Source organism: Sphingomonas phyllosphaerae, from assembly GCA_036946405.1.
Taxonomy (GTDB): Bacteria; Pseudomonadota; Alphaproteobacteria; order Sphingomonadales; family Sphingomonadaceae; genus Sphingomonas; species Sphingomonas phyllosphaerae_D.
In genome coordinates, this window is record JAQIJC010000001.1 from 3,492,730 (window position 1) to 3,516,208 (window position 23,479).

A 23,479-nucleotide genomic window follows, 5' to 3' on the forward strand; every position below is an offset into this window, starting at 1 on the left:
CATCTCAGGCCAGTCCCTTCCCGCCCTGCGCGATCCATACCAGCGAATGCGGCCCCGGCTCCCGGCGCCGCTCCTGCGCGACCGCCTGTTGCACCCCACCCGCCGGCACGCTGCCCGGCGCATATTCGACGCCCGAGCGACCCGGGAATTCGGGGATCGCCCACCCGGTCCGATTCATCCGTGCATAGTTCGGGATCGCGGTCAGCGGCGAACCGTCCGCCCAGCGCCCGCGGATCGCGACCACGCCGCCCAGCAGGTCGCCGCGCCATTCCGGCACCAGCGCCTCGCTGCCGATCGGCAGGTCGATCCGTGGCTGGTCGGCCCGCTCGACATTATAGACCAGTGGCCCATACCGGAGCGCTACCTTGCCGCGCGTCGCCTCGATCCGCTCGTCGGCGGTGACGCGCTGCACCGCCAGCGGCAGCCCCAGCTCGACCTTGTCGCCCTTGCGCCATTCGCGCGTGATCACCGCATAGCCCTTCTCGATCCGCGGCGTCACCGCTTCGCCGTTCACCGCCAGCCGTACCAGCCCGCCGACCGCCGGCTCGGCGCGATACAGCGCGCTGGTCGTGCGCTGCGGCACCCGGATGCGCAGCGCGAAGCGGCGCGTTTCCTGCGGGTTGACGGTGATCACCACCGCACCCTTCCACGGATAGTCGGTTTCCTGCACCATCTCGACGGGCGTCCCCGCCACCTCGCCGACCTGGATGCGGCTGCCGACGAACAGGTTGACGTACAGCCCGTCGTCGCCCTTCACATAGGTCCAGGTTGGCATCATCAGCAGCGTGCGCGGGATGTTGCCGACGCAGCATGGGCAGGTGTGCCAGCGCGCGCGCTCGGTATCGACCAGCGGGTTGGTATAGCAGAAGCTGGTGCCGGCCAGATCGGTCGCGCCGAGCAGCGCGTTGTACATCGTCTCCTCGTACAAATCGGCGTATTTCGCGTCGTGATACGAGAGATTGAGCTTGTATTGGAAGAAGATCAGCCCGCAGCTCGAACAGGATTCACAATAGGCATTGTTGCGCAGCGCGTAATTGCCGCCGAACCCTTCGGAGGTGTCGCCGCTCCCGACCCCGCCGGTGACATAATATTTGCGGTTCACCATGTTGTCCCAGAGCGACATCACCGCGCTCTGATAATCGCGGTCCCCGGATTCGGCGGCGATGTCCGCCATGCCCGAATAGAAATACACCGCGCGCACTGCATGGCCGACCGCTTCATATTGCTGCTCGGGCGGCAAATGGCTCTGGTCGTATTCCGCCCCGCCCTCGCGGGAATCGAGCAGGAAGCGCGCCAGCTTGATATAGGCGTCGCCGCGCGCATGGCCTTCGACATCGTTGACGAAGCGCCCGAAGCGTACCAGCGCCTGCTCCATCTCCTGGTGGCCGTCGAACCACGCCTTCTTGCCCGGCCCGATATGCGCGACCCAGCAGTCCGCGAGCCTTTTGGCGGCATCATATAGCCGCAGGTCGCGCCCGCCGGTCAGCGTGTGATGGTTGATCGCCGATTCGATGAAATAGCCTGCGACATAGCCTTCATGGTCGGCGCGATGCTCCGGCGACCAGCGCTCCGGCCAATGCCGGCGATCGGCCAGCGTATAGGCGGTGTGCAGATAGCCGTCCGGCTCCTGCGCGGCGAGGATGATCGGGATCCACCGCTCCAGCGTCGCGCGCATTTTCGCCTGCGCCTGCACGATCTCGGCGTCGCCCTGCGCATCGACCATCAGCGCGATGCACATCGATTCCACCGTCTGGTGCACCCAGGCATTGGAGAAGACATAGCCCTTGTGCGGTGCATGGGCCTCGCCGCGCAGCGCCTTGCCCGCCTCGACGAAATTGTCGATCCCACCCTGCCCGTCGGTCAGGTCGGTACGCTCGCAATACGCGATGCAATGCGGGATCCAGTTGACGATCAACGCCTTGGCACGCGCCTTCCATAGCGGGCTGTGGATCGCGTAGGGCGTGGTATAGACGACATCGAGCCGCTTGGCGGGCGGCGGTGCCTCCGCGCGCAAGGCAAGCGTCGACTCCGCTCGTTTGCCCTGCGCATCAGCCGCCAGCCGCAACACATAATCGCCGGGCTGTGTCACCATTGCGCGCGTCGCGGTCGCGCCGGCATCGGCGAACACCACCTTGCCCGGCCCGCTCACCTGCGACCAGCGGACGGTATCGCCGGGGCGGCGCTGGAGCCACTCGGCCTTGCCCGCCAGCCACGTCTGCCCGCCGACCACCACGGCCCGATCGACACCCGCGCCGACCACCGGCGCGAAGGCCGGTACGGGTCCGGCGCTATAGATCTTCCATTGCAGCACGCCGACCGACTTCTCGCCGTCGCCGACGAACGTCAGCTTCAGCTTCTGCGTGGTGACCCGATCGAAGGTGGTGCGATTGAAGCGGTCACCCGCCACCCCGCCGCCGCGCGGGTTGCGAACCGGCACGAACGTCGACCCGTTCCAATAGGCAAGCTGCGACGAGGTCGGCAGCGCGATCCCCTGCCCGTCCTGCCACCAATAGACGTCGACGCTGTCGGTCGACACCGGCTGATCCCATTCATAGACCACCCATTGCGGCCCGGTCTGCGGCCATGTCCCGTAGGCGCCGCGCGACGCATCGGCGGAATTCTGCGGCTCGGCGCCGCTGTTCAGCGCCGCATAACTCGTATCCCCGGACACGAAGCCGCCACTCGCCCGCGCCACCTTGGCGAGATTGACCCGCTCCGTCGTCGCCGCCTCGGCGCTACCGCCGGACGGGAGCGGCAGTCCGAGGCTCGTGGCCAGTCCGGCGAGGACCTTGCGCCGTCCAACCCCGATGGCGTGCCCCACCGTGCCGCTATCCACCATCCGATCGTGTCCCACCATCCGCACTCCGCATCTCTTGTCTGACGAACGTCATCCGAGGCGCGCCGGTCCCGGTCGCGGTTCGTCAATGATCCTCGTGGCGCGATGTGCCTTGAGGATCCGCTCTCATGTGATACCGTATACGAAATTGACGAACGGGGAAGAGGTGAAGTTTGGACAGTAGGTATTTCGCTGACAAGCTCAGATGCGCCAGCGGACCATTCCCGAATGTGCCCGTCGCCCCGAACGCCGCACGCAAAGCGCGCGCAACCGACGCTGCTCAAGCTTCACTAGTCGTCGCGAAAGCCGAATTGCTGACCATTACACGTCCGTACCGGCTAGCTAGCGCAGGCAACTTCGGGAACCGCATGACCGCCCTGCCCCTCTTACACGAACACTCGCAACGATCCGCGCAGCTGTTCGCCACGTCGAACGCGACGCTGCCCGGCCATCGTACGCGCCACGCCGACCGTTTCGCCTCCGATCCCGCCGCTCCCACGCCGCCCGTCTGGTTGACGTTCGTGCGCAGCCAGCCAGCCGATGCGATGGGATGCATCGCATCTTACGCAAGGAAAGCGGCATGATCGCGCTGCACGGCGTCGGCAAGGCGTTTCCGGACGGCACGCGCGCGCTGGACGACGTGTCGCTCGCGGTGCCGCGCGGGGCGATCTTCGGCGTGATCGGTCGCTCGGGCGCGGGCAAGTCGACCCTGCTCCGACTGCTCAACGGCCTCGAACGGCCCAGCGTGGGAACGGTGCAAGTCGACGGCATCGACCTTGCCACGCTCGATCAGTCCCGCCTGCGCACGCTGCGTCGCCGCGTCGCGATGATCTTCCAGTCGTTCGGGCTGCTCGCGAACCGCACGGTCGCCGCAAATGTCGCGCTGCCGCTCGAACTCGCCGGCGTGCCGCGGGCCGAGCGCGATGCCCGCGTGACCACGCTGCTCGACCGCGTCGGGCTCGCCGACAAGGCGGCGAGCTACCCCGCGCGGCTGTCGGGCGGTCAGCGGCAACGCGTCGGGATCGCGCGCGCGCTAGCGACCCGTCCCGACGTGCTGCTGTGCGACGAGGCGACCAGCGCCCTCGATCCGGAGACGACGCGCTCGGTGCTGGCGCTGCTCGGCGACCTCAACCGCGAACTCGGGCTGACGATCGTGCTCATCACCCACGAAATGTCAGTCGTCCGCGCGGTGTGCAGCCATGTCGCAGTGCTCGATCGCGGTCGCATGGTCGACAGCGGCCCGCTCGACGCGGTGCTGCACGGCGATCATGCCGCAACCCGCGCGCTGCTCGGGGAAGCGGCATGACCGGCTGGTTCGCCAACGTCGTCTGGAGCGACATCGCCGTGGCGACGCGCGACACGCTGGTGATGCTCGGCGCGTCGCTGGCGCTGACGATCCTCGCCGGGGTGCCGCTCGGCGTGCTGCTGTTCGTCACCGGCCGTGGACAGATCGCGGAGGCGCGCTGGCTCAGCCGCCTGCTCGGCGTCGCCGTCAACGTGCTGCGCTCGGTGCCGTTCGTCATCCTGCTGATCGTGCTGATCCCGGTCACGCTTGCGGTGGTCGGCACCTCGCTGGGGGTGACGGGCGCGATCCTGCCGCTCGTCGTCGGCGCCGCGCCTTTCTACGCGCGGCTGGTCGAACAGGCGCTGCGCGACGTACCGCGCGCGACCATCGAGGCGGCACAGGCGATGGGAGCGAGCCGCCGCCAGATCGTCTCCCGCGCGCTGCTGCCAGAGGCGTTGCCGGGGCTCGTCTCGGGTGCCACCGTCACCGCGGTCGCGCTCGTCTCGTTCACCGCCATGGCCGGCGTCGTCGGCGCGGGCGGCCTGGGCGATCTGGCCATCCGCTACGGCTATCAGCGCTTCCAGACCGACGTGATGCTGGTCACGGTGGTGCTGATGGTCGTGCTCGTCCAACTCCTCCAGCTCGGCGGCGACTGGCTCGCGCGCCGGCTGGACCATCGTTGAGGATCCTGATGCTTCCCCGTCGCACGTTGCTCGCCGCCGCTCTGCTGCTCGCCGCCTGCGGCAGCAAAGGCGATACGAACCGCTTGACCGTCGCGGCCACCGCAGTGCCGCACGCCGAGATCCTCGCGCAGGTCAAGCCGGTGTTGGCAAAGGAAGGCGTCGCTCTCGAAGTCCGCGTCTTCAACGATTACGTCCAGCCGAACCAGCAGGTCGATCAGGGGCAGATCGACGTCAATTATTTCCAGACCAAGCCCTATCTCGATCAATTCAACAGGGAGCGCGGCACGAAACTGGTGTCGATCGCCGGCATCCACCTCGAACCGCTGGGCGCCTATTCGCGGCGCTGGAAGACGATCGCGGACGTCCCCACCGGCGCCAGCGTCGCGATTCCCAACGAGCCCAGCAACGGCGGCCGAGCGCTGCTGGTGCTGCAAAAGGCCGGGCTGATCCGCCTGAAGGATCCCGCCAAGCCACTCGCGACGATCGGCGACATCGCGGCGAATCCGCGCAACCTGCGTTTCCGCGAGCTGGAAGCGGCGACGTTGCCGCGCGTGCTCGGCGAGGTCGATCTCGCGCTCATCAACACCAATTACGCGCTCGACGCGAAGCTCAACCCGACGCGCGACGCGCTCGCGATCGAGGACAAGGAGTCGCCCTACGTCAACGTCGTCGTCGGCCGCCCCGGCGCGGGCAACGATCCGCGCGTTCGCAAGCTGGTGGCGGCGCTGCGTAGCCCGCAGACCCGCGCGTTCATCGAACGAACCTACAAAGGCGCGGTGCTGCCGGCCTTCTAGATCGAACAGAGCTGGCGGTGACCGCCCGCGCGGCGACGGGAATTCATGCCAGCCGATGCCCACCACGATCGGCTCGGTTGGCCCGCTGAAACAGGCAAGTGGCGGTGCTGTCAGTCTAATGCGAACCCGTCTCCACACGATGCAATTCGGTCTTTAACGACGACCTTCAGCTGACGAGCGCCTGCCACTCCGCCAGCGCGGCGGAGCGTCGTTCCCGGTAGGTCTGTCGATCGATAAGGTGGCGTTCCAGGCTGAAGTAATTGTAAACGTTAGCGTGGATCGAGGCAAACTTCTGCAGCGTCTTCATCTGGCGGAAGCGCTGCATCGCCCGCTCTCGTCGTCGGAATGGCAAATGGCTGTTCTCGACCCGGTTGTTCGCCCAGCGGCCAACCTCCTGCTTCTCGGCATTGCCTAGCTCGTTCATCGCAGCACCATAGCTGCGTAGACCATCGGTGGTGATCGCCTCCGGTGAGCCGTGGCGCTTCAGCGCCTTCTTCATGAACGCAAGTGCGGCTGCCTTGTCGCGGGCCCGGGTGACATAGCTTTCCAGCACCTCGCCTTCATGGTCGACCGCTCGCCACAGGTAGACCATCTCGCCATTCAGCTTCACGTACATCTCGTCCAGGTGCCAGCGCCAGTGACGAAAGCCGCGCATTCGGCTCACCCGCTGGCGGCGGATGTCACCGGCGAACAGCGGACCAAACCTGTTCCACCACAGCCGCACCGTCTCATGACAGATGTCGATCCCGCGCTCGAACAGCAGATCCTCGCCGTTCCGCAGGCTCAGCGGAAACCGAACGTACATTAATACCGCCAGCCGGATCACCTCAGGCGACGAGTTGAAGTAGCGGAACGGCGAGGCTGGTTTGCGCAGGCGGGGCATGTCCTGCCCTACCCCACCCTCACCCGATTACCAGACGGTGCATTTGGTTTGACGGAGCCACGCAAAGCGCTGCTGCCTTGTCGCGGGTCTTGGTGACGTAGCTTTCCAGCACTTCACCTTCATGATCGACCGCTCGCCAGAGGTAGACCATCTCGCCGTTCAGCTTCACGTACATTTCGTCCAGGTGCCAGCGCCAGTGACGGAACCCGCGCATTCGGCTCACCCGCTGGCGGCGGATGTCACCGGCGAACAGCGGACCAAACCTGTTCCACCACAACCGCACCGTCTCATGGCAGATGTCGATCCCGCGCTCGAACAGCAAATCCTCGACATTCCGAAGGCTCAGCGGAAACCGCACGTACATCAGCACCACCAGCCGAATCACCTCGGGCGACGAGTTGAAGTAGCGGAACGGCGAGGCTGGCTTGCGCGGGCGGGGCATTCCCGGCCCTACGCCACCCTCACCAGATTACCAGACGGTGCGTTTGGTTTGACGGTGCCCTCAACCCTCAATCGATTTTATTGTGTCGACGTTCAAGCGGTCGGACATCATTTTGCTAGGCCTGAAGTACGGCCTGCGAGACGCCTTTACCTGAATCGTCTCACCAGTCTTCGGGTTCCTACCGGCACGTAGTTGCCGCGCACGTGTCGCGAACGAGCCGAAACCTCGCAGTTCAACACGGCCGCCTTCTGTCAGGCGGTCCGTTATGTCTTCGAAGAAGATGGTCATCACGGCGTCAATGTCTCTTGCGGAGAGGGTCGGGTTCCCCCGCATCAAGGCGCTTTTCAGCTGCGAGCGCGTCACAGACTTCTCTCCTTTACACGACCGGCGAGCCCATCGAGGGCGGGGGTGGGAACCGATCGTATACAGCTGATAACGATTGCAAACACAAATCGAGTTACGCGGGCGTTACAATTCTGTCAGATCGCTCGATGAGCGTTGGATCCGTGGGGGACTCGCCGTTGCCCGGACGGGGCTCGCTTCCGGGCTTGCGCCGTCATCTAACTAGCCTAGCCTTTCCAAATGCCCGACAATGATTCGCAGCGGCCACCGACACCTGAGGCTCTCGCCACCTGGACGGATCAGGAACTCATCACCGAATGGTCGCGGACGACGTGGGATAGCGGTGACCCGCGGATGGAGGCGATGGCCGACGAAATCGACCGGCGAGGACTGGACTTTTGACGATACGCCGGGCCCAGTGGAGCGAGTTGATCGCGATCGAGCGTCGCCGAGGCCCGGACACGCCATACTGGCTTCAAGATCGGATCGATGAGCTGCTTCATGCTGGCCGAACCGCTGAAGCCGATCGCCTCTATGAGGTCGCCAAGCTCTATGAGCTTCTGAGGCAGCCCGGAACATTACAATGACGATCTTCAGCGAGCTTCGTTGTCGCAGCGAAAATTTACAATCCAGATCAATTAGCTGTTTTGCAGTGGGCGCCCGACTATGAGAGCTCCTCCACCGTCAAGGAACGGCAGTGCTCTTTCGCATCATCTATTCCAGTCGCGCCACGCACTTCCTGAACGAAGACGAGTTGAGAGAGCTCTGCGAGACATCCACTCAACGTAACCTGCAGGACGGGATCACCGGCTTATTCCTGTATGACGGTGTGCGCTTCCTTCAAGCTATCGAAGGCGAGCGTCCGGCCGTTGAGGGGCTCATGGCGCGCATTGTGCGAAATCGGAACCATAGCGATATCGTGGAGATATTTGCCGGAGCGATCGAGCATCGCGAGTTTCCACACTGGTCAATGGACCAGCCGCCGCGGCCGGGGGAGGATCTCGAGCGATTTGTCGAGCAGGTGAAAGCTGACGTCAGCCTCGTGGCAGACCCACACATGCGCGCGCAATTCATCGGCTTTGCGCGACTCGCGAGCAAGAGGCGAATTGCATAGCTAGCTTGCTTGCAACCTCGCTGCTTGCTAAATACCTATGTGATACCCCGCCTGGAGGGTTCCTGACCTCGCCCGGCCATCGTGCCGGGCGTTTTCTCTCCCACCATCTACCTAGCGAAAGACCAATTCGAGCTTCGCATTAATCTTCGTTAACTATGTAACTGTAACCAATGTAGGACACGGCTACGCGGCGATTACCCGTCCGAGTCGCAAGGGGTTCGACATGGTTCAAAACGCGTATGCTGAAGGCTTGAAGGCGGGCGCTGTGCGTCAGACGTCAACTGCTGACTGCCCTTATCGCACAACGTTGGTCGAACGAGAGCGAGCCGATTGGATGCGCGGTTTTGCAGTCTCTCGTCAGGATCGCAGCACGGCCGCCCGTCGCTAGAGACTGCAAATCCGACAAACCGCCTAGATTGTACGACAGGGTCACTGGCCTGAATCAGCAAAGCTCGTTAGCCACGCAACCTTCATCGATAGCTCATGCATCGGAGACGTGACGGGTGGCCGAGCAATCGCAAGAAATAAACGGCTCCCGGCTTCGAAGCGAAGCAGCGCGATGGCGCCGCGTGGCGGAAAACCTCACCAGTAAGAGCGATCGCGCCACCATCATCCGACTGGCTGAGGAAACCGAACAAGCCGCGGCGTCGTGGGAACGGAGCCGGGGCGCGGCTCACTCGACTGACATCAGCTGAGACGGGTATGGCTGCGCGAGCAGGATCGCTTGATCGACGTGAGCGGTCAGCCAGCGCTCCTCGTCATCCTCGTGCAGAAGCACAGGCATCGCTTTGGGGTGTATCGGCGCGACCAGTGGGTTCGGCTCGGTCGTCAGGAACGCGAACACCGCCCCGCCCTCAACCGGCCGCCACACACCCGCGAAGCTGACGATCGGCCGGCTGGGCACGCTGAACCAATGCAGTGGCAGCTTACCGTCGGCCCCGCGGGTCTGCCCATATTCGCTGAAGCTCGTGAAAGGCACCAGGCACCGCCGCTCCGGGTTCATCAGTGCCGATCGCCAGAATGGCGACGTGTAGTTGCGAACGTTCGTCACGCTTTTGTTGAGCAGGACAGGCTTGTCAGTCACCTTGTCGATCCGCTTAGCCGGCACTTTGAGCGGGAAGCCCCAAGCCATGGTATTTAGTACCCGGCTGTCGCCCTGTTGCCGTACGACAAAGGCAGGCCTGTCGGGAAACAGCTCAGGCGGCGGGATCGTGTTATCGGGCGGAAAAGGTGCCTCGATGCCGTAGCGGGCGGCCAGCGCGATTTGCGCCTCGGTCATGCGATAGCGATTGCACATAAGCGCTTCATGCTGGCATCGCGCGGATTGTTCCCGCTGCCGGCGCAACTATGCTTCTGCTATGATGACCAATTAGCAGCCGCTCCTCACCTCCGCGACTCTCACCACTTGGTTCGATCGTGTTGTACTCGGAGCAAATCGTACGCGGCCTAACCCAAATTGGTGATACACCGGATCATACCATTGCATCGAGCGTCTTGGCTGCTCCACTTCCCACGAGTTGACCCATGACGTTCCACAAGCTGCTTCTTCCCGTGACCGCTCTGCTCGTAACCGGCACAACGCCCCCTACGATTGCGGTTGCCCAGCCCCGCGGTAATCCGGCCTACCGGCCAGACAATGCGCAACAGACCAAAGACATGCGCTCACGCCTTGCCGCTGCGATCGACCGAGTACGCGTAACAGAACAGCACGGCAAGCTCTCCGCGGCACGATCAGCGGCGTTGCGCAACCAACTCATGCAGGCTCAACGACAAATGACCGGCTTCGAGCATCAGCAAGGCTTCGTCAGTGCAGCCGAGCTAGCAAGCTACGACCGCCTCGTTGTCGGTATTGCCGCAGAGTTGGGGAGTGAGTCGGGCAGTCGCTCGTACGAGAACGATGCGCTCCCCAGTGCCGAAGTGAGAGCATTCCAGCGGGTCGGTAAGCGCCTGGGCTATCGTGACGCACGTATAGAGTACGATGCAAAAGGCTGCGCACTGTATCAAGGCAAGGCACGCAACGGGCATGTTCGTCAGGAAGTGCTTCGCGATCCGCGGGGACGGTCAATCTGTCCACGACGCTAATGCGGCATTGAAGAGCAGCGCTCTGAGAACTCTAGCCTGCACCGGCGCGGTCAGCGCTGGCATCATCAGCTTCTTCAAGCGCCGTGGACAAAGCGCGATCAACGCGCTGGACGCCGCTCTTCCTGGATAGTCTGTGGTCCCGCCGGAGATGGCGGCAACGTTGCGTGAGATCGACAAGCTGGGCTGAGCCTATTGCGCCCTGCGACAGGATCGGAGGAAGCCGCAGGGCGCGTTAAGCAACAGGGGGCCAAACCCCAATCCCTTCATAAAGCCGCGAGGTTAATATTTCGTCGCCAGCAGCAGGTGCGCTCACTGAGGCGATAAAGGCGCGCGTCCCGCTCTGATTAGGGGTCGAGCGGGACGCGGCAGGCCCCCCCGAAGAGACCCACAGTCAACGTGACTACCCCCAACTCGCTTGGCAAGGGTCGGCGAGTCTCAAAAAAGGACAGTTCAACATAGCAACCTAACCGCCGTGGCTCGTCACGGCGCGGGCACAACTTGGCACGCGCGAAATCTTCGGGCCGACGCACAACAGCAAGCTGCTGGCCTTCCTCAATACTGCAAGCCGCTTCAACGGCGTCGCGTGGCGCGATGAAGAAGTGCCGTGGTGCGGCGGCTTCGTGGCCGCGTGCCTCAACGCGGCCGGCGTCGAGCCGGTCGCGCCCGCCACTTTGGACCGCGCAGGCTATGCCGCGGTCAACTACGATGAGATTGGCACCATCGGTCGCACCTTCGGCAAGGCTGAATTTCAAGCGCTACGGCGCGCCAAGGACAAGCTGAAGGGAGCGACCGATTACGGCGCTCTCGCTCCATCGATGGCGTATGATGAGACTGACCCCGATCAAATCACGCTGCGGGGGGCGGCGGACGATAAGACGACACGCCTTTACCCTGTACGGCTAATCCTGCCATCCGGCGAAATCCGCTAACTTCCGAACCCGCGTGTTCGGCGCGCCAGAAGGCGTTGAGGGGGCGGACGGGTGCTGTCAAAGCAACTGCACATGGCCGATTGAAGGCGAGCTTCTTGCCCGTTTGCCTGCTGTTTAGCAGGCAAAAGAGGGTCGACCTCGGGGAATACCAAGCAAGCTCACAGCACTGACAGCGGCGCCAGCAAAGCTCAGGCAGGCGAAAGCACCAACCCTACGCGGCTCACGAGCGAGCCGGTACGTTGGTTTGACAGTACCGTCCGGTAATTTCCTGAAAAAACACGGCGAGCACGGCTTCGACATCGCATTGCGAGAGAGTGGCGTTCTGCTTGACTTGCTCCCCTGAAACTCCGCCAGTTTGAGCTAGAGTCCGCCTTCGTGAGGAGACGGACGTGAAGAAGAGCAGGTTCAGCGAGGAGCAGATCATCGCGGTGCTGCGCGAGCAGGAAGGCGGGATGAAGACCGTCGACGTGTGCCGCAAACACGGGATCAGCAGCGCCACGTTGTACGCCTGGAAGGCGAAATACGGCGGCATGGACGTGTCTCAGGCGCGCAAGCTGAAGGTGCTGGAGGACGAGAACGCGCGGCTGAAGCGGCTGCTGGCGGACGCGATGCTCGACAACGCCGTGCTCAAGGAGGCGGCAGCAAAAAACTGGTAAAGCCTGCCGCTCGCCGGAGAGCTGTCGAGGAGGCTCGGCAGCGCTTCGGCATCAGCGAGCGTCGGGCATGCTCCATCTTCGGCGTAGATCGAACGTCGGTGCGCTACGCGCCCCGGCGTAGTGATGATGGCGACCTACGGTCGCGGCTGCGCGAGATCGCGGCGGAGCGCCGCCGCTTCGGCTATCGGCGGCTGGGTATCATGCTGGCTCGCGAGGGGCTGGTCATGAACCACAAGAAGCTGCTGCGGCTGTACCGCGAGGAGAACCTTCGGGTCAGGCGCCGGCGTGGTCGAAAGCGAGCCATGGGCACCCGAGCGCCTATGGCGCTGCCACAGGGACCGAACCAGCGATGGAGCCTCGACTTCGTCAGCGACACGCTGATCAGTGGCCGACGTATCCGCATCCTGGCGGTGGTCGACGACTTTACGCGCGAGTGCCTGGCGCTGGTGGCGGACACCTCGCTGTCAGGCGCGCGTGTCGCTCGCGAGCTAGACGCCATCATCGCTACCAGGGGAAGACCACCGCTGATGATCGTCAGCGACAATGGCACCGAGCTGACCAGTCTCGCGATCCTGAGATGGACGCAGGAGCGGCCTGTCGAGTGGCACTACATCGCGCCCGGCAAGCCGCAGCAGAACGGCTATGTCGAGAGCTTCAACGGCCGCCTGCGCGACGAATGCCTCAACGAGACGCTGTTCGTATCGCTGGGCCACGCCCGCTCGGTGCTGCGGCTCTGGCGCGACGATTACAACCATGTGCGCCCGCATAGTGGTGTTGGCGGCCTGACGCCCGCCGATGCTGCCAAGCGGGTTGTGCAACACCGCCCCGACGGGCACCATGACAACCCCGGACTCCAGTTATGACTGGAGGAGCTTTGGGGAGCACGTCAGTTAGCTGCCGTCGACGGCTCAACGAAGGCATTGTCCGTGGGGTCGCCCACCTGGCTGAAATCCAGCGTCACGCCATTTGGTATGTCCCGCCCGTGCGTCGCCGCCACCGGATCGGCAAGGCGGCACCCGCCGCTCCGCGGAGCGCGGCGGCGGCGATTACGGGACTCGGTCGCGGGTGCGACGGCGCACCCGCGACTGATCGACGACGGCGCGTCGACCGACGACTCTTTCGGACCTGTTTGCGGCCAAGGCCCGCTGCTAGGCCACCCACCGAGTAGTCGAACGATGCAGCTGAGCAGTCGCGATGGCCCTGTCCGTCGAGGAGGAACGGCCTCGCCGCCTCTGCGCGAAGCAAATCGTCGCGAACCCCAGCATCATCAACGCCCAACTTCCCGGCTCCGGTACCGCCGCCACCGACGCCCCGGTCAAGGCAATGTTCGTTCCTGCACTCAGCAGCAGATACCCGCCGGACGTCATGAAGGGCTGCGTCTGCCCGTCGGAATGAAAGCGGTTTCCCGCGCTGTAGTCGAATCGTACGAGACCCTTGGTCGCATCCGGATCGACGATGCCGGCCAGTCGCGACAGAGGTGCGAAGAAGAACATGGCGGCTTCCGTCACCCGATGCTCTGTCCCGTTCATCGTCACCGACAACGACGCGAGGCGATAGTGGAATTCGTCGAAGACATCTTCTGGAGCATCATCCTCCGCCGTGCCAACGAACGTTAGAGAGCTGCCGGTGAACGATCTGCCGTCGAAGGTGCCGTCGAAGGTGCCGGTTATGCTGATGGGCATCGCGGCTGCGGCGGCGTCGAGTGGTGCGATCGCGATCAGCGCAACCGCAAGCATACTGATTAGTGGCATCCAGGTCTTCCTGCTGTTCGATGGTTGAGGGATCGGACGCATCAGGCGCACGGCCGTCCGCTGTCCTTGTTGCCGGACAGAGTGTAGTTGGTCGTCCAGGCGCCCGGCTGCGTCGTCGGGTCGCACGCCTCCGCCGAGCCTGTGCGGGGCGTGGCGCCCTCGATCTTGACACGGTACGGGAAACGGGTGCCGCGAACCGGCTGGCCATTCTCCTGCCAGCCCAGCGTCTCGTATGCGTACGGCGTCGCCGTCACCGCGAGATACAGCTTCGATCCTGAGGGCGGCAGCATGGTGACCCTACCGGCGGCCTTGCCGACGACTGAAGTCAGCGGAGCGTAGGTGGAAGCGCCGTTCGCATCGACCGCGACGAGGGTGAAGCGCCACGCCGCCTGGTTGGCGGTGGTACCACCGGTGAGCGTTACCTTCACCTGCTGCCCCGAAGAGGTCAGCGGCACGATGTGGGTGCCCCACTGCAGCAGCGGTCGCTGTGCGGGCGGCGTGAAGAGAGTGGCGTCGGTGGACGTCGCGACGGACGCGAGCGGAGTGTAGAAGTGTGCCAGCCAAGTCGTGGTGCGGGTGGCGCGCAGCTGGTCGAGCATCGCCCTCTGATTGAGGAAGTCCATGGCCACCAATCGCGCCCCGTACCAACCGGCATCGTCGGCAAACGAGGCGTAGCCGTTCGGATAGATGCCGGCCTCCTTGGCCAGGCGCACAAACGCGGGCAGGTAGTCCTCGTGGGTCGCCCCGGCGGCATTGCGGAGGTTGCGGAGCCACGTGCCGAGCACGAGCGGCCGCGTGGCATCCTTCTCGTACAGGTAGGTCATGATCGGGTTGGCGCCGTACCGTGCCGGTGAGAACAGGAACCCGTTTTCGAGCTGGTTGAGGTAATCCGCGGAGGATGCGTTGAAGGCCGGGTTGACGGTGAACGCGTTCCACTCGGCGCCGGTCTCCCAGATCATCCCGGCGTCGCCCTTGTCCCGGAAACCGCCGGTGTAGTACTGGATCATGTGGCCGAACTCGTGCGTCAGCACGTTCGACCCCTTGGCCACCGCCCACGCCGAGACGCCCATCGTCTCCGCGGCGCTCGCGCCGCACCCTTCGAGATCGTCGTAGCCGGGTAGCGGGCGCCCGGTCCCGCAGAGGAAGACGTCAAGCTTGTGGCGTCCCGTACCGGCGGCGTACGGCATCGGCGCCTGCACGACGTCCCGGTTGATGAGCCACTGCTTCTCAAGCCATTCGCCGGTCTCGCGAAGCACTTGATCCATCGGACGGCCCTGATCGGCAATCGTGCGGTAGAACTCGCCGTCGGTCCGCTTGCCGTACCAGATCGCGAAGTGCTGCGTGGTGTGGACCGCCAGCGTGCCGGCCGCGATCAACTCCGGCGAAGTCTCACCATCGCGATATTTGACGGGATAGTCCGTCCTGTCCGGTGCGGAAGGTCGACGGGCCTGTTCGGCGTTGATCAACGCACGATCTGCATCGATGAAGGACTCCGCGCGGAACTGGCGGCGGCATCCGTCCGCCAACTCGAGAATGACTGTCTGCCTCGCCTCGCCGTAGTCCTCGCCGTATGCCTGCACGAGGCGCGCGGAAAACGGAGCGCCGGTCACGGTACCAGGAGTTTCGAGCGGGTGCTCCGCCTCCTGTGTCGCGCGCGGCGTCCAGATTCGCAGGTCCACGCGTCCCCAAGGTTGACGGCTGGAGCGGCTCTGGCATGCCAGCGTGGTCGATTGCGCCGGCGCCATGGTGTACGACTGTAGGTCGGCCGTCGCACTTGGCGACGACCGATCGTCTCCGGCATCGCCGCAGCCCACTAGCAATGCGATCATCGCCGTAGCGCCCATTTGTTTGAAGATCTTCATGCCACACTCTCCCTTGTCCATCTCACGTGGTTGATTGTCTCGAAGCTCTCGGTTCGGCCGGCGAAGGATGACGATCCTCCGGCCCGGTGGTTGCAAATGCCACCAGGTTGTTGTCCTACAAAATTTCGACGATCATCACGTCCGATCGGTGCCGAGGGCCCTGATCCCCTTCGAGCACCGAGATGCATGCCAGCCGATCATCGGTCCAAGTCGCCGCCCCCATGATCGTATGCGCCTGAACATCGACGCTCCGCAACACGCGGTATCGACTCGTTGTCGTCTCTCGACAACTTCATCGTTGCCACTACTGGAAGCGAGACCTACGTCACGACGACAAAATGTTCTCTTGTCAGGCTTCCGTTCATTGCGTCGGAAACCCGCCGATGGACGTCCTTTAAGTGCGCAACCACCAGAGGTTAGCGTTATCATTTTGCATCTGATTGCATATGATTGTGTTCGTCGGAGGTTTGCGGCCGACGACCCGATTTTCATCTTGGACTCGCTGAAATTCATTCGTATACGGTATGACGTGGACGCGGCGGGTCAAGTCTGAAAATCGACCAATCCGATTTCTTCGACTGATCAAGGAAGGCCGATGGAAGATGAAGATAGTCATACAATATGGCGAGCGGAGTTCGGTGAGATGGCGCAAGGCGGCGATAACCATGGTGGGCAGGCGTCCGGAGCCGACATTGGCCGGCGGCATGTGCTGCTGGGACTCGCGAGCGGCCTGGGTCTGCCGCTCGCTTCCGGTTCGAAGGCGCAGGCCGAAGCCTTCGCTGGGCTGGTGAACCTGGCGAAGGTCGCGCAGGCCAGCGGCGGCTTCGTCTCTGGTGACACCACCTTCGAAGCGCTGAACAACGGCGCCGAACCGGCGAATTCATCTGACACCGCGCGTGGGGTGTACGGCACCTGGCCGCTTACGGATCGGCAGTGGGTGGTCTACGACTGGAGCCTACCGGTCACGACCGACAGCATCGACGTCTACTGGTGGCGGGACAACCAGGGCATCGCTGCCCCTAGGTCGGTTCGCCTGCTCTACTGGAACGGGTACGACTTCGTACCGGTGCGCAACGTGCGCGGCGGCGGCATCGCGCTGGACCGCTACAACCGCATGACGTTCGACAGGGTGACGACCGACAGGTTGAGGCTAGAGTTCGTCGGCGACGGCAGCAAATCGGTCGGCATTTTGCAGTGGAAGGTCTATAACGCCGGGCCCGTGCCCGCCTTCGCGCCGGTGGTCGGGGCGGGAATCGACCGGACGGTGGTGGTCGGCGGGCAGACGTATCTCGCCGGAAAGGCCGACTGGCTTCAGCGCCAGCCCGGCGACACCGTCCGCTGGTCGCAGGTGAGCGGACCGGGCAAGGTGGTGTTCGCGGATGCCCGCGCACCCACGACCCGCGCGATGGTGACCCAGCCGGGCGATTACGTGCTGCGGCTGGCGGCGACGGGGCAGGGCAAGCAGGCTGCCGCGACGGTGGCGCTGCGCGCCGCGGCGGCGCCGCCGGCCAAGCGGCTCGATGTCGTCTATACCACGCCCTATGCGATCCACAGTCCGCTATGGAATGCGCGTGCCAAGGCGTTGATCGTCAACTGGATCCCGCATTGCATCGCTTATTGCGAACGCACCGACCTGACCGACGGACAGGGCGGGATCGACAATTTCGTCGAGGCGGGCAAGGCGCTGCGCGGCGAGGCCCATGCACCGCACAAGGGCTATGTCTTCTCCAATGCCTGGGTGCACCAGACGGTGGAATCGATGTGCATCGCGCTGATGGTCGATGCGCAGGGCGACGCCGAGATCGCGCAGGCGCAGGCGAAAATGCGCGCGACGCTGGAGCGGTGGATCCCGATCATCCTCGCCGCGCAGGAGCCGGACGGCTATCTGCACACCGCCTATACGCTGGCCGATCGCCGGCATTGGCCGGAGCGCTGGTCGCCGGAGCATCGCGCCGACCATGAAGGCTATGTCGCGGGCTATTTCATCGAATCGGCGATCAATCATCACACGCTGACCGGCGGGCGCGACCTGCGGCTGTACGACGCCGCCAAGAAGCTGGCGGATTGCTGGGTCGCGCATATCGGGCCGGGCAAGAAGGCGTGGTTCGACGGCCACCAGGAGATGGAGCAGGCGCTGGTACGCTTCGGGCGCTTCGTCAACGATGTCGAAGGCCATGCGCGCGGCGACGCCTATATCAAGCTGGCGCGCTTCCTGCTCGATTCCCGCGAGGGCGGGGCGGAATACGACCAGAGCCATTTGCCGCCCGAGCAGCAATATGAAGCGGTCGGCCATGCGGTGCGCGCGGTCTATTTCTATTCGGGGATGGCGGACATCGCCGCCGAAACCGGCGATCGCGATTACCAGAGCGCAGTAATGTCGCTCTGGGACAATATGGTGAACCGCAAATATTACGTCACCGGCGGGGTCGGGAGCGGCGACACCTCCGAAGGGTTCGGTGGCAATTACGCGCTGCGCAACAATGCCTATTGCGAATCCTGCTCGAGCTGTGGGCTGATCTTCTTTCAGTACAAGCTCAACCTGTCGTACCACGACGCGAAATACGCCGATTTGTACGAGGAGACGATGTACAACGCGCTGCTCGGCGCGACCGATCTGGCCGGCACCAGCTTCTGCTATACCAACCCGCTGGTCGATACCGAGCGCGCGCGCTGGCACACCTGCCCATGCTGCGTCGGCAACATCCCGCGCACGCTGCTGATGATGCCGACCTGGACCTATGTGAAGGGCGACGACGGGCTGTACGTCAACCTGTTCGTCGGCAGCCGCATCCAGGTCGGCGAGGTGGCGGGGACGCCCGTCGAGATGGTGCAGGAAACCGACTATCCGTGGAAGGGTGCGGTGGTGATCACCGTCAACCCGCAGGAAACGCGCCGCTTCGCGCTGCGCATCCGGGTGCCGCAGCGCACGACCAGCGCGCTGTATCGCGCCGAGCCGGCGGTCGGCGGGCTGGTACGGCTGGCGGTGAACGGCGAAGCGGTGACGCCGCGGATCGAGAAGGGCTATGCGGTGATCACGCGCGAATGGCGCAAGGGCGACAAGGTCGAGCTGGGGCTGCCGCTGGCGGTGCAGCGCGTCACCGCCGACGAGCGGATCGAGGCGACGCGCGGCAAGGTAGCGCTCCGGTATGGGCCACTGGTCTATAATGTCGAGCGGGCCGACCAGCCACGGATCGACCTGCCGATCGGCAGCGAGGCGCTGGTGCCGGAATGGCGCGGCGACCTGCTGGGCGGCGTGGTCGCGATCCGCGGGCGCTGGGCGGACGGTTCGCCGCTGACCGCGATCCCGAACTTCGCGCGGATGAACCGCACGGGCGGGCCGATCCACGAATTCCCCGGTCGCTCCGGCGTGGAGTATGCGCCGGGCAGCGCCAACGCGGGTGGGAGGCAGCAGGCGCAGCCGGCCATGGAGACCGCCACGGTACGCCGTGCCGATTCCGGGCCCGTGTCGCAGGTGTGGATAGTCGATAGGCATACCGTGGTGGGCTGATGCACCGCCGGAGCCTGCGGGATTATCGACCGCCGGCTCCGTCGTGGTTCCGTTGACGCGGCAAGTAACCGAGAGAGCTGAACCGCCCCGGGTTTGTCGGAGGCTCCAACTCCTGAGAAAGTGGAGCCTATATGAGCAAGACGACGAACAAATTTGCGCCTGAGGTCCGCGAGCGGGCGGTGCGGATGGTGCTTGATCACGAGCGTGACCACGCGTCGCGATGGGCAGCGGTGGTTTCCCATTGCGGAGAAGATCGGCTGCGCGCCACAGACGCTGAATGAGTGGCTGAAGAAGGCCGAGGTTGACAGCGGCAAGCGCGCCGGGTTGTTGACCAAGGTTACCGACAAGCTCAAGGCGTTGGAGCGCGAGAACCGCGGGCTGCGTCAGGCCAATGAGATCCTTCGCAAGGCGTCCGCGTATTTTGCCTAGGCGGAGCTCGACCGCCCGATCGGGCCATGATCGCCATCATCGACGATTATCGCGAAGCCTATGGGGTTGAGCCGATCTGCCGCGTCATGCCGATCGCCGCATTTACGTACTTCGAGCGTATCGCTCAGCGATGAAATTCAATGCGCCTGTCGGCGCGGGCGCAGGGGATCAGGCTCGCAAGCCAGAGGTCACTCGGGTGACCTTGCGCGCCGGCATGTTGGACGTGCAGCGTTGCCGCGGGGCGCAGCCGCCGCAGTCCTGCTTTCGCGCGCGATAGCGTATGAAGCCGTCCTGCCCGACATCGCGCCGCGCGATTGCGAAGTTGCGGTTCTTGGGGCGCAAGCGCCTGCCGCCAAGGCAGACGTAGCTGTCGTCGTCATGGTCGTAGGTGAAGGCATAGCGCTCGAACGTGCCGTCGTGGCGGGCGGACTTGTCGAACACCGGGATGTGCCGCTGGATGTCACGCTCGTGGACCAGCCAAGCGAGTATTTCCGCCGAGCCTTAGGCGGTGTCGGCGGCCACGATGCATGACCGATTCCCAGTCGATACGGTGTGAGCGCTGCCTCGTACCGTCTGGATCTCCGCCGTCGTCGAAGCAGGGCGGCGGATCCAGACGGCCGGTCGGACGGGGCCTAGGCGATGCGGCGCCTAGTCCAGTAGATGCGGTCAGAAGCGGAAGCGAACACTTCCTGTAATGGTTCTACCCATGGCTCGCAAACCGACTGGAAGTTCTGGGTACAAATAATAGTAGCTTCTATCGACGTTCCGTAGAATGTTCTGCCCTTCCAAACTAAACGTGAGGTACTTCACGGGAGTGAAGTTTATCGCCCCATCGAGACGTTGCGTTGGGTTCGACGAAATGATGTAGGTCTCGTTTATCGCGTTCACGTCCGTTTGATAGCTGGAGCGCCAATTGTAAGCGAGGCGGGCACTGAATGCGGGGGTCTCGTAATATCCAATGAGATTGTAGGACATTCTCGACGTAAAGGGTGCACGTTTGCGAACAAGTTCGTATTGGATCGGATCGGTCGCGTTCTCACTCTCTATCTGGCGTGGCAGGGAAACTTCCGCCGTTGGGATCCATGTTGCGTTTGCCGTCGCGCCGAGGTTCCGGAGAAAGCCGGGAAGGAAACGGAAGAAGCCAGTGGCTTGGAACTCGAGACCTTGCGTACGCCCAGGACCGGCGTTCCTGGGCTGAACGACGATGCGATTCTGATTTCCAAGTTCGGGAACCGGCTCGATCTGCGCAGTCTCGTAGATGAACCCCGTTTGGTTCTTGCGGAAAGCCGCGAGGGAAATAGTGCTTCCGGCAGCAGGATACCACTCAAGCGAGGCGTTGTAATCGTCGGTGGTCGTGGGCTTTAGATTCGGGTTACCTGCGTATAGCCGGTCGTTCGGATCACGATAATTGATGACACGGGAATTACGTAGCAGGAAAAGGCTTGGGCGCTGAACATTGTGACTGTAGCTGATACGCAGTTGTAGTTTGTCGGTCAGGTGTATGTTGCTGAAGGCGCTGGGCAGCAGGTCGACATAGTTCACCCTTACCGACGTGGTGTCGGTGCTGTCCGGACCAAATTGGCCGGTCGGCAATCTGGTGACCGGATCGAGGATCGGCGTGCCGAGACGTATGCTCGCGCCGTTGATTTCTCCCCAGGTGTTGACATATCGTAAGCCGATGTTCCCATCGATCGGGAAGAATGCCTTCACGGCATAATCGAGCGTTGCATAAGAAGCGAAGGTATTTTCTTCGGAGTTGCTCGTGTAGATCGCGTTGGCTGCCGATGGTTCGGGGCTGCCGAACAAAACGGCTGCTCCTTGATCCCTGCCTGGCCCATCAAGGAATTGATACTTGCTTCCGGCGATGAACGGCACCACTTGGCCCCAGTTATCGTAGAGTTGACGATTGTTGAGCTGAACCCAACTTAGCGGAGAGCCGCCTGGTAGATTGGGGGTCACCGATGTCGTTTGAACACCCGGTATCGCGGATGTAGGAAGCGACAACGCCGGATCGAAATAGCCTGCGAAGCGATAGCTGTCCCGAAAGAAGGCGGTATTGCGCGCATAACGGCCGCCGAACTTTGCGGCACGTAGGAGCCCATCACTGTCGATCTCCTTCCAGACGTCAAACTGCGTGGAGAACTGCTGATTGTCGCCGTGACCGAGATTGTCCCGTAGGAACTGGATGCGAGCGAGATCCGGGTTGGTTGGGCTGACGTCGAACTCGAAGTAGGGACCATTGCCGAGCACCTTCGGCGAGTCAAAGTCGACTCGGACCTTGGAAAGCCCCTCGTAGCTGCCACCGTGACCTATTCCGTGGTAATCGTTGTTGCTCCACTGGTACTGTGCCGTTCCGTCGATGCGGACACCTTCACTTTCAAAGTGCGCCTCTAGGTTCGTGCGGTAGTTTTCTGACTTGCCTCGGTTCTCTCCGCCTTCAAAGCCTGCGACGATGTTCCCGAAATTTGGACGCGTACCATCTGCCAGTGCGGGGTTGGTGATGTCGTAGCCGAGCAAAACACCGGTTGGCGCGCTGCGAATGTTGCTGAGGACGTAGTAGTCTTCTCGTGTCCGGACATAGAGTGAGCTGAACTGATCGGAGTACTCTTCTCCAAAGTAGGAGCCTTCCAATACAATGTTGAGCTTTTCGTTGGCTCGCCATTGCAGCACGCCACTGATCGATTTCTGCTCACGTTCACCGTCATTCGTGCCGTAGAGCGCCCGGTACGGGGTGACGACGGTTGCGCGTTGAGAAGCCGGCAAACTGGCGCGGATGCGAGAATCCGGCCCGCCGACCAAATCGGGAGACTCGCTGTTGTTGTATGCCTCGGCATAGCGCTGCTTGACGTAGGCGCCGTTAAGCAGGACTCCGAACTCACCTAAGCCGGTGTCAAAGCGCTTTCCCGCAAGCATGCTGATCGACGGGCTCCAGAGTTTGCCCTGCTCGGCATAGGTGCCTCGGACGCTGCCTGCGACCGTCAGACCTTTCTTCAGGTCCAATGGTCGGCGCAGTTCGATGTTCACCGAGCCACCGATGCCGCCCTCGATCTGATCTGCCGTCCTCGACTTATACACTTCGACTGACTTAATGAGATCCGCTGGTACGCTTTCCAGCGCGAGCGTGCGTCCCTCGGAGAACGGCAGCGGCGCAGTTGCGCCTTCAACGCCGTTAACCGTGGTCTGCACACCAGCCAAGCCGCGGATGTTGAAGCCGTTTGCGCGGCCGCCGCTGCGGGTAACGGTAATGCCCGTAACGCGCGCCATCGCCTCGACCACGTTGTTGTCGGGCAGCTTGCCGGCATCCTCGGCGGTGATGACATCGACGATCTGTCGTGCTTTGCGCTTCTTGTCGATGGACTTGCTGACGCTCTCGCGGAGGCCGGTCACGATAATGTCGCCGCCGGCGACCGTTGCAAATCCTTCACGTTCGGGAGTCGCGACGCCGGACCGTGCCACGGCCGCCTTCCGGCGCGCGCCTGCACGCGCGGCGCGACGCGCCTCTCGTCGTTCGGCCGCGATCTCGGCCCTGGTCTTCGCCGGCTCAATCTCGGCCTGTAGCGTCGCTGGTGCCGCAATCGACGATACCGGCGCGCTCATTCCAAGGATCAGGGCCGAGGCGCCAACGGTCAGTTTACGATGTCGCATTTTCATTTTCCCCCTCCAGGTGCTTGCTAATGCCCTCAACATTTTTGCCGGTGCGAATATTGACGCGTTCGTTAAAAACGAGTTGCGTTTAAAGATCAGTGATCCAGAAATTGTAACATAACTGGTAAGCTTCACCCATCGAACGAACGAGGCGCTCCACTTATCCTTTGTCTTTCTGTGGTCTCATCGCCAGAATTGTGAAGGAAACGCTTGCCATTCACTGTTATGATGAGTCCAG

Annotated in this window: 16 protein-coding genes, 2 pseudogenes and 1 other annotated feature; of the genes and pseudogenes, 9 read left to right on the forward strand and 9 right to left on the reverse strand. The window is 63.3% G+C overall.

Going from position 1 to position 23,479, the window contains the following annotated elements; translation table 11 throughout:
* Nucleotides 1-4: 4 nt before the first annotated feature.
* On the reverse strand, nt 5-2,857 hold the full coding sequence (locus PGN12_16235) for a glycoside hydrolase family 127 protein (GenBank protein MEH3105437.1): 2,853 nt from the start codon (nt 2,855-2,857) through the stop codon (nt 5-7).
* 559 nt (nt 2,858-3,416) lie between these two features.
* On the opposite strand from PGN12_16235, the gene PGN12_16240 reads away from it, so the two are divergent.
* Genes PGN12_16240 through PGN12_16250 form a run of 3 tightly spaced genes read left to right on the forward strand, consistent with a single transcriptional unit; the run spans nt 3,417 to nt 5,598 of the window.
* Complete coding sequence (locus PGN12_16240) at nt 3,417-4,142, forward strand: ATP-binding cassette domain-containing protein (GenBank protein MEH3105438.1); 726 nt, start codon at nt 3,417-3,419, stop codon at nt 4,140-4,142.
* Entirely contained in the window at nt 4,139-4,804 is a 666-nt protein-coding gene (locus PGN12_16245; protein ID MEH3105439.1) for an ABC transporter permease, read from the forward strand. Before PGN12_16240 ends, PGN12_16245 begins: the two co-directional genes overlap by 4 nt.
* Nucleotides 4,805-4,812: 8 nt before the next feature.
* Entirely contained in the window at nt 4,813-5,598 is a 786-nt protein-coding gene (locus tag PGN12_16250) for a MetQ/NlpA family ABC transporter substrate-binding protein (protein MEH3105440.1), read from the forward strand.
* Nucleotides 5,599-5,764: 166 nt separating this feature from the next.
* On the opposite strand, the gene PGN12_16255 is transcribed toward PGN12_16250, so the two are convergent.
* Genes PGN12_16255 through PGN12_16265 form a run of 3 tightly spaced genes read right to left on the reverse strand, consistent with a single transcriptional unit; the run spans nt 5,765 to nt 7,286 of the window.
* On the reverse strand, nt 5,765-6,481 hold the full coding sequence (locus PGN12_16255; protein ID MEH3105441.1) for an IS6 family transposase: 717 nt from the start codon (nt 6,479-6,481) through the stop codon (nt 5,765-5,767).
* Between the two features lie 19 nt (nt 6,482-6,500).
* A complete protein-coding gene (locus tag PGN12_16260) occupies nt 6,501-6,923 on the reverse strand; it encodes a DDE-type integrase/transposase/recombinase (protein ID MEH3105442.1) in 423 nt (140 codons plus the stop codon).
* A gap of 60 nt (nt 6,924-6,983) precedes the next feature.
* Complete coding sequence (locus tag PGN12_16265; GenBank protein ID MEH3105443.1) at nt 6,984-7,286, reverse strand: integration host factor subunit beta; 303 nt, start codon at nt 7,284-7,286, stop codon at nt 6,984-6,986.
* 676 nt (nt 7,287-7,962) lie between these two features.
* Between PGN12_16265 and PGN12_16270 the strand changes: the two genes are divergently transcribed.
* Nucleotides 7,963-8,379, forward strand: coding sequence for a BLUF domain-containing protein (locus tag PGN12_16270; protein MEH3105444.1), 417 nt, complete (start codon nt 7,963-7,965; stop codon nt 8,377-8,379).
* 673 nt (nt 8,380-9,052) lie between these two features.
* Here PGN12_16270 and PGN12_16275 read toward each other — a convergent pair.
* Nucleotides 9,053-9,676 carry an SOS response-associated peptidase family protein gene (locus tag PGN12_16275; protein ID MEH3105445.1) on the reverse strand — a complete coding sequence of 208 codons (624 nt, stop codon included), beginning with the start codon at nt 9,674-9,676 and terminating at the stop codon, nt 9,053-9,055.
* 227 nt (nt 9,677-9,903) lie between these two features.
* Here PGN12_16275 and PGN12_16280 point away from each other — a divergent pair, with 227 nt between their 5' ends.
* The 3 genes from PGN12_16280 to PGN12_16290 all read left to right on the forward strand — a co-directional run bounded on the left by PGN12_16280 (nt 9,904) and on the right by PGN12_16290 (nt 12,909).
* Entirely contained in the window at nt 9,904-10,461 is a 558-nt protein-coding gene (locus PGN12_16280) for a hypothetical protein (GenBank protein ID MEH3105446.1), read from the forward strand.
* 620 nt (nt 10,462-11,081) lie between these two features.
* Complete coding sequence (locus PGN12_16285) at nt 11,082-11,390, forward strand: hypothetical protein (GenBank protein ID MEH3105447.1); 309 nt, start codon at nt 11,082-11,084, stop codon at nt 11,388-11,390.
* Between the two features lie 389 nt (nt 11,391-11,779).
* Nucleotides 11,780-12,909, forward strand: a protein-coding gene (locus PGN12_16290) for an IS3 family transposase (protein MEH3105448.1) whose coding sequence is annotated in 2 segments (ribosomal slippage) — nt 11,780-12,029 and nt 12,029-12,909 — 1,131 coding nt in all. Because the reading frame shifts where the segments join, the coding sequence is not laid out codon by codon here.
* Between the two features lie 285 nt (nt 12,910-13,194).
* Here PGN12_16290 and PGN12_16295 read toward each other — a convergent pair.
* Together PGN12_16295 and PGN12_16300 are read right to left on the reverse strand one after the other, a co-directional pair.
* Nucleotides 13,195-13,797, reverse strand: a complete 603-nt coding sequence (locus tag PGN12_16295; protein ID MEH3105449.1) for a PEPxxWA-CTERM sorting domain-containing protein — start codon at nt 13,795-13,797, stop codon at nt 13,195-13,197.
* 41 nt (nt 13,798-13,838) lie between these two features.
* Nucleotides 13,839-15,659 (reverse strand): DUF6055 domain-containing protein, encoded by a 1,821-nt coding sequence (locus PGN12_16300; GenBank protein MEH3105450.1) that lies wholly within the window; start codon nt 15,657-15,659, stop codon nt 13,839-13,841.
* A gap of 595 nt (nt 15,660-16,254) precedes the next feature.
* Here PGN12_16300 and PGN12_16305 point away from each other — a divergent pair.
* Nucleotides 16,255-19,167: a glycoside hydrolase family 127 protein gene (locus PGN12_16305; protein ID MEH3105451.1), complete on the forward strand. Its 2,913-nt coding sequence runs from the start codon at nt 16,255-16,257 to the stop codon at nt 19,165-19,167.
* Between the two features lie 131 nt (nt 19,168-19,298).
* Nucleotides 19,299-19,795 (forward strand): annotated as a pseudogene (locus PGN12_16310) (transposase).
* Nucleotides 19,581-19,697 (forward strand) — a sequence feature (AL1L pseudoknot). (Overlaps the previous pseudogene by 117 nt.)
* Here PGN12_16310 and PGN12_16315 read toward each other — a convergent pair.
* A pseudogene (locus PGN12_16315) lies at nt 19,789-20,109 on the reverse strand (IS5/IS1182 family transposase). The pseudogenes PGN12_16310 and PGN12_16315 sit on opposite strands and share 7 nt — an antisense overlap.
* Nucleotides 20,110-20,262: 153 nt before the next feature.
* On the reverse strand, nt 20,263-23,247 hold the full coding sequence (locus PGN12_16320; GenBank protein MEH3105452.1) for a TonB-dependent receptor: 2,985 nt from the start codon (nt 23,245-23,247) through the stop codon (nt 20,263-20,265).
* Nucleotides 23,248-23,479 lie beyond the last annotated feature (232 nt).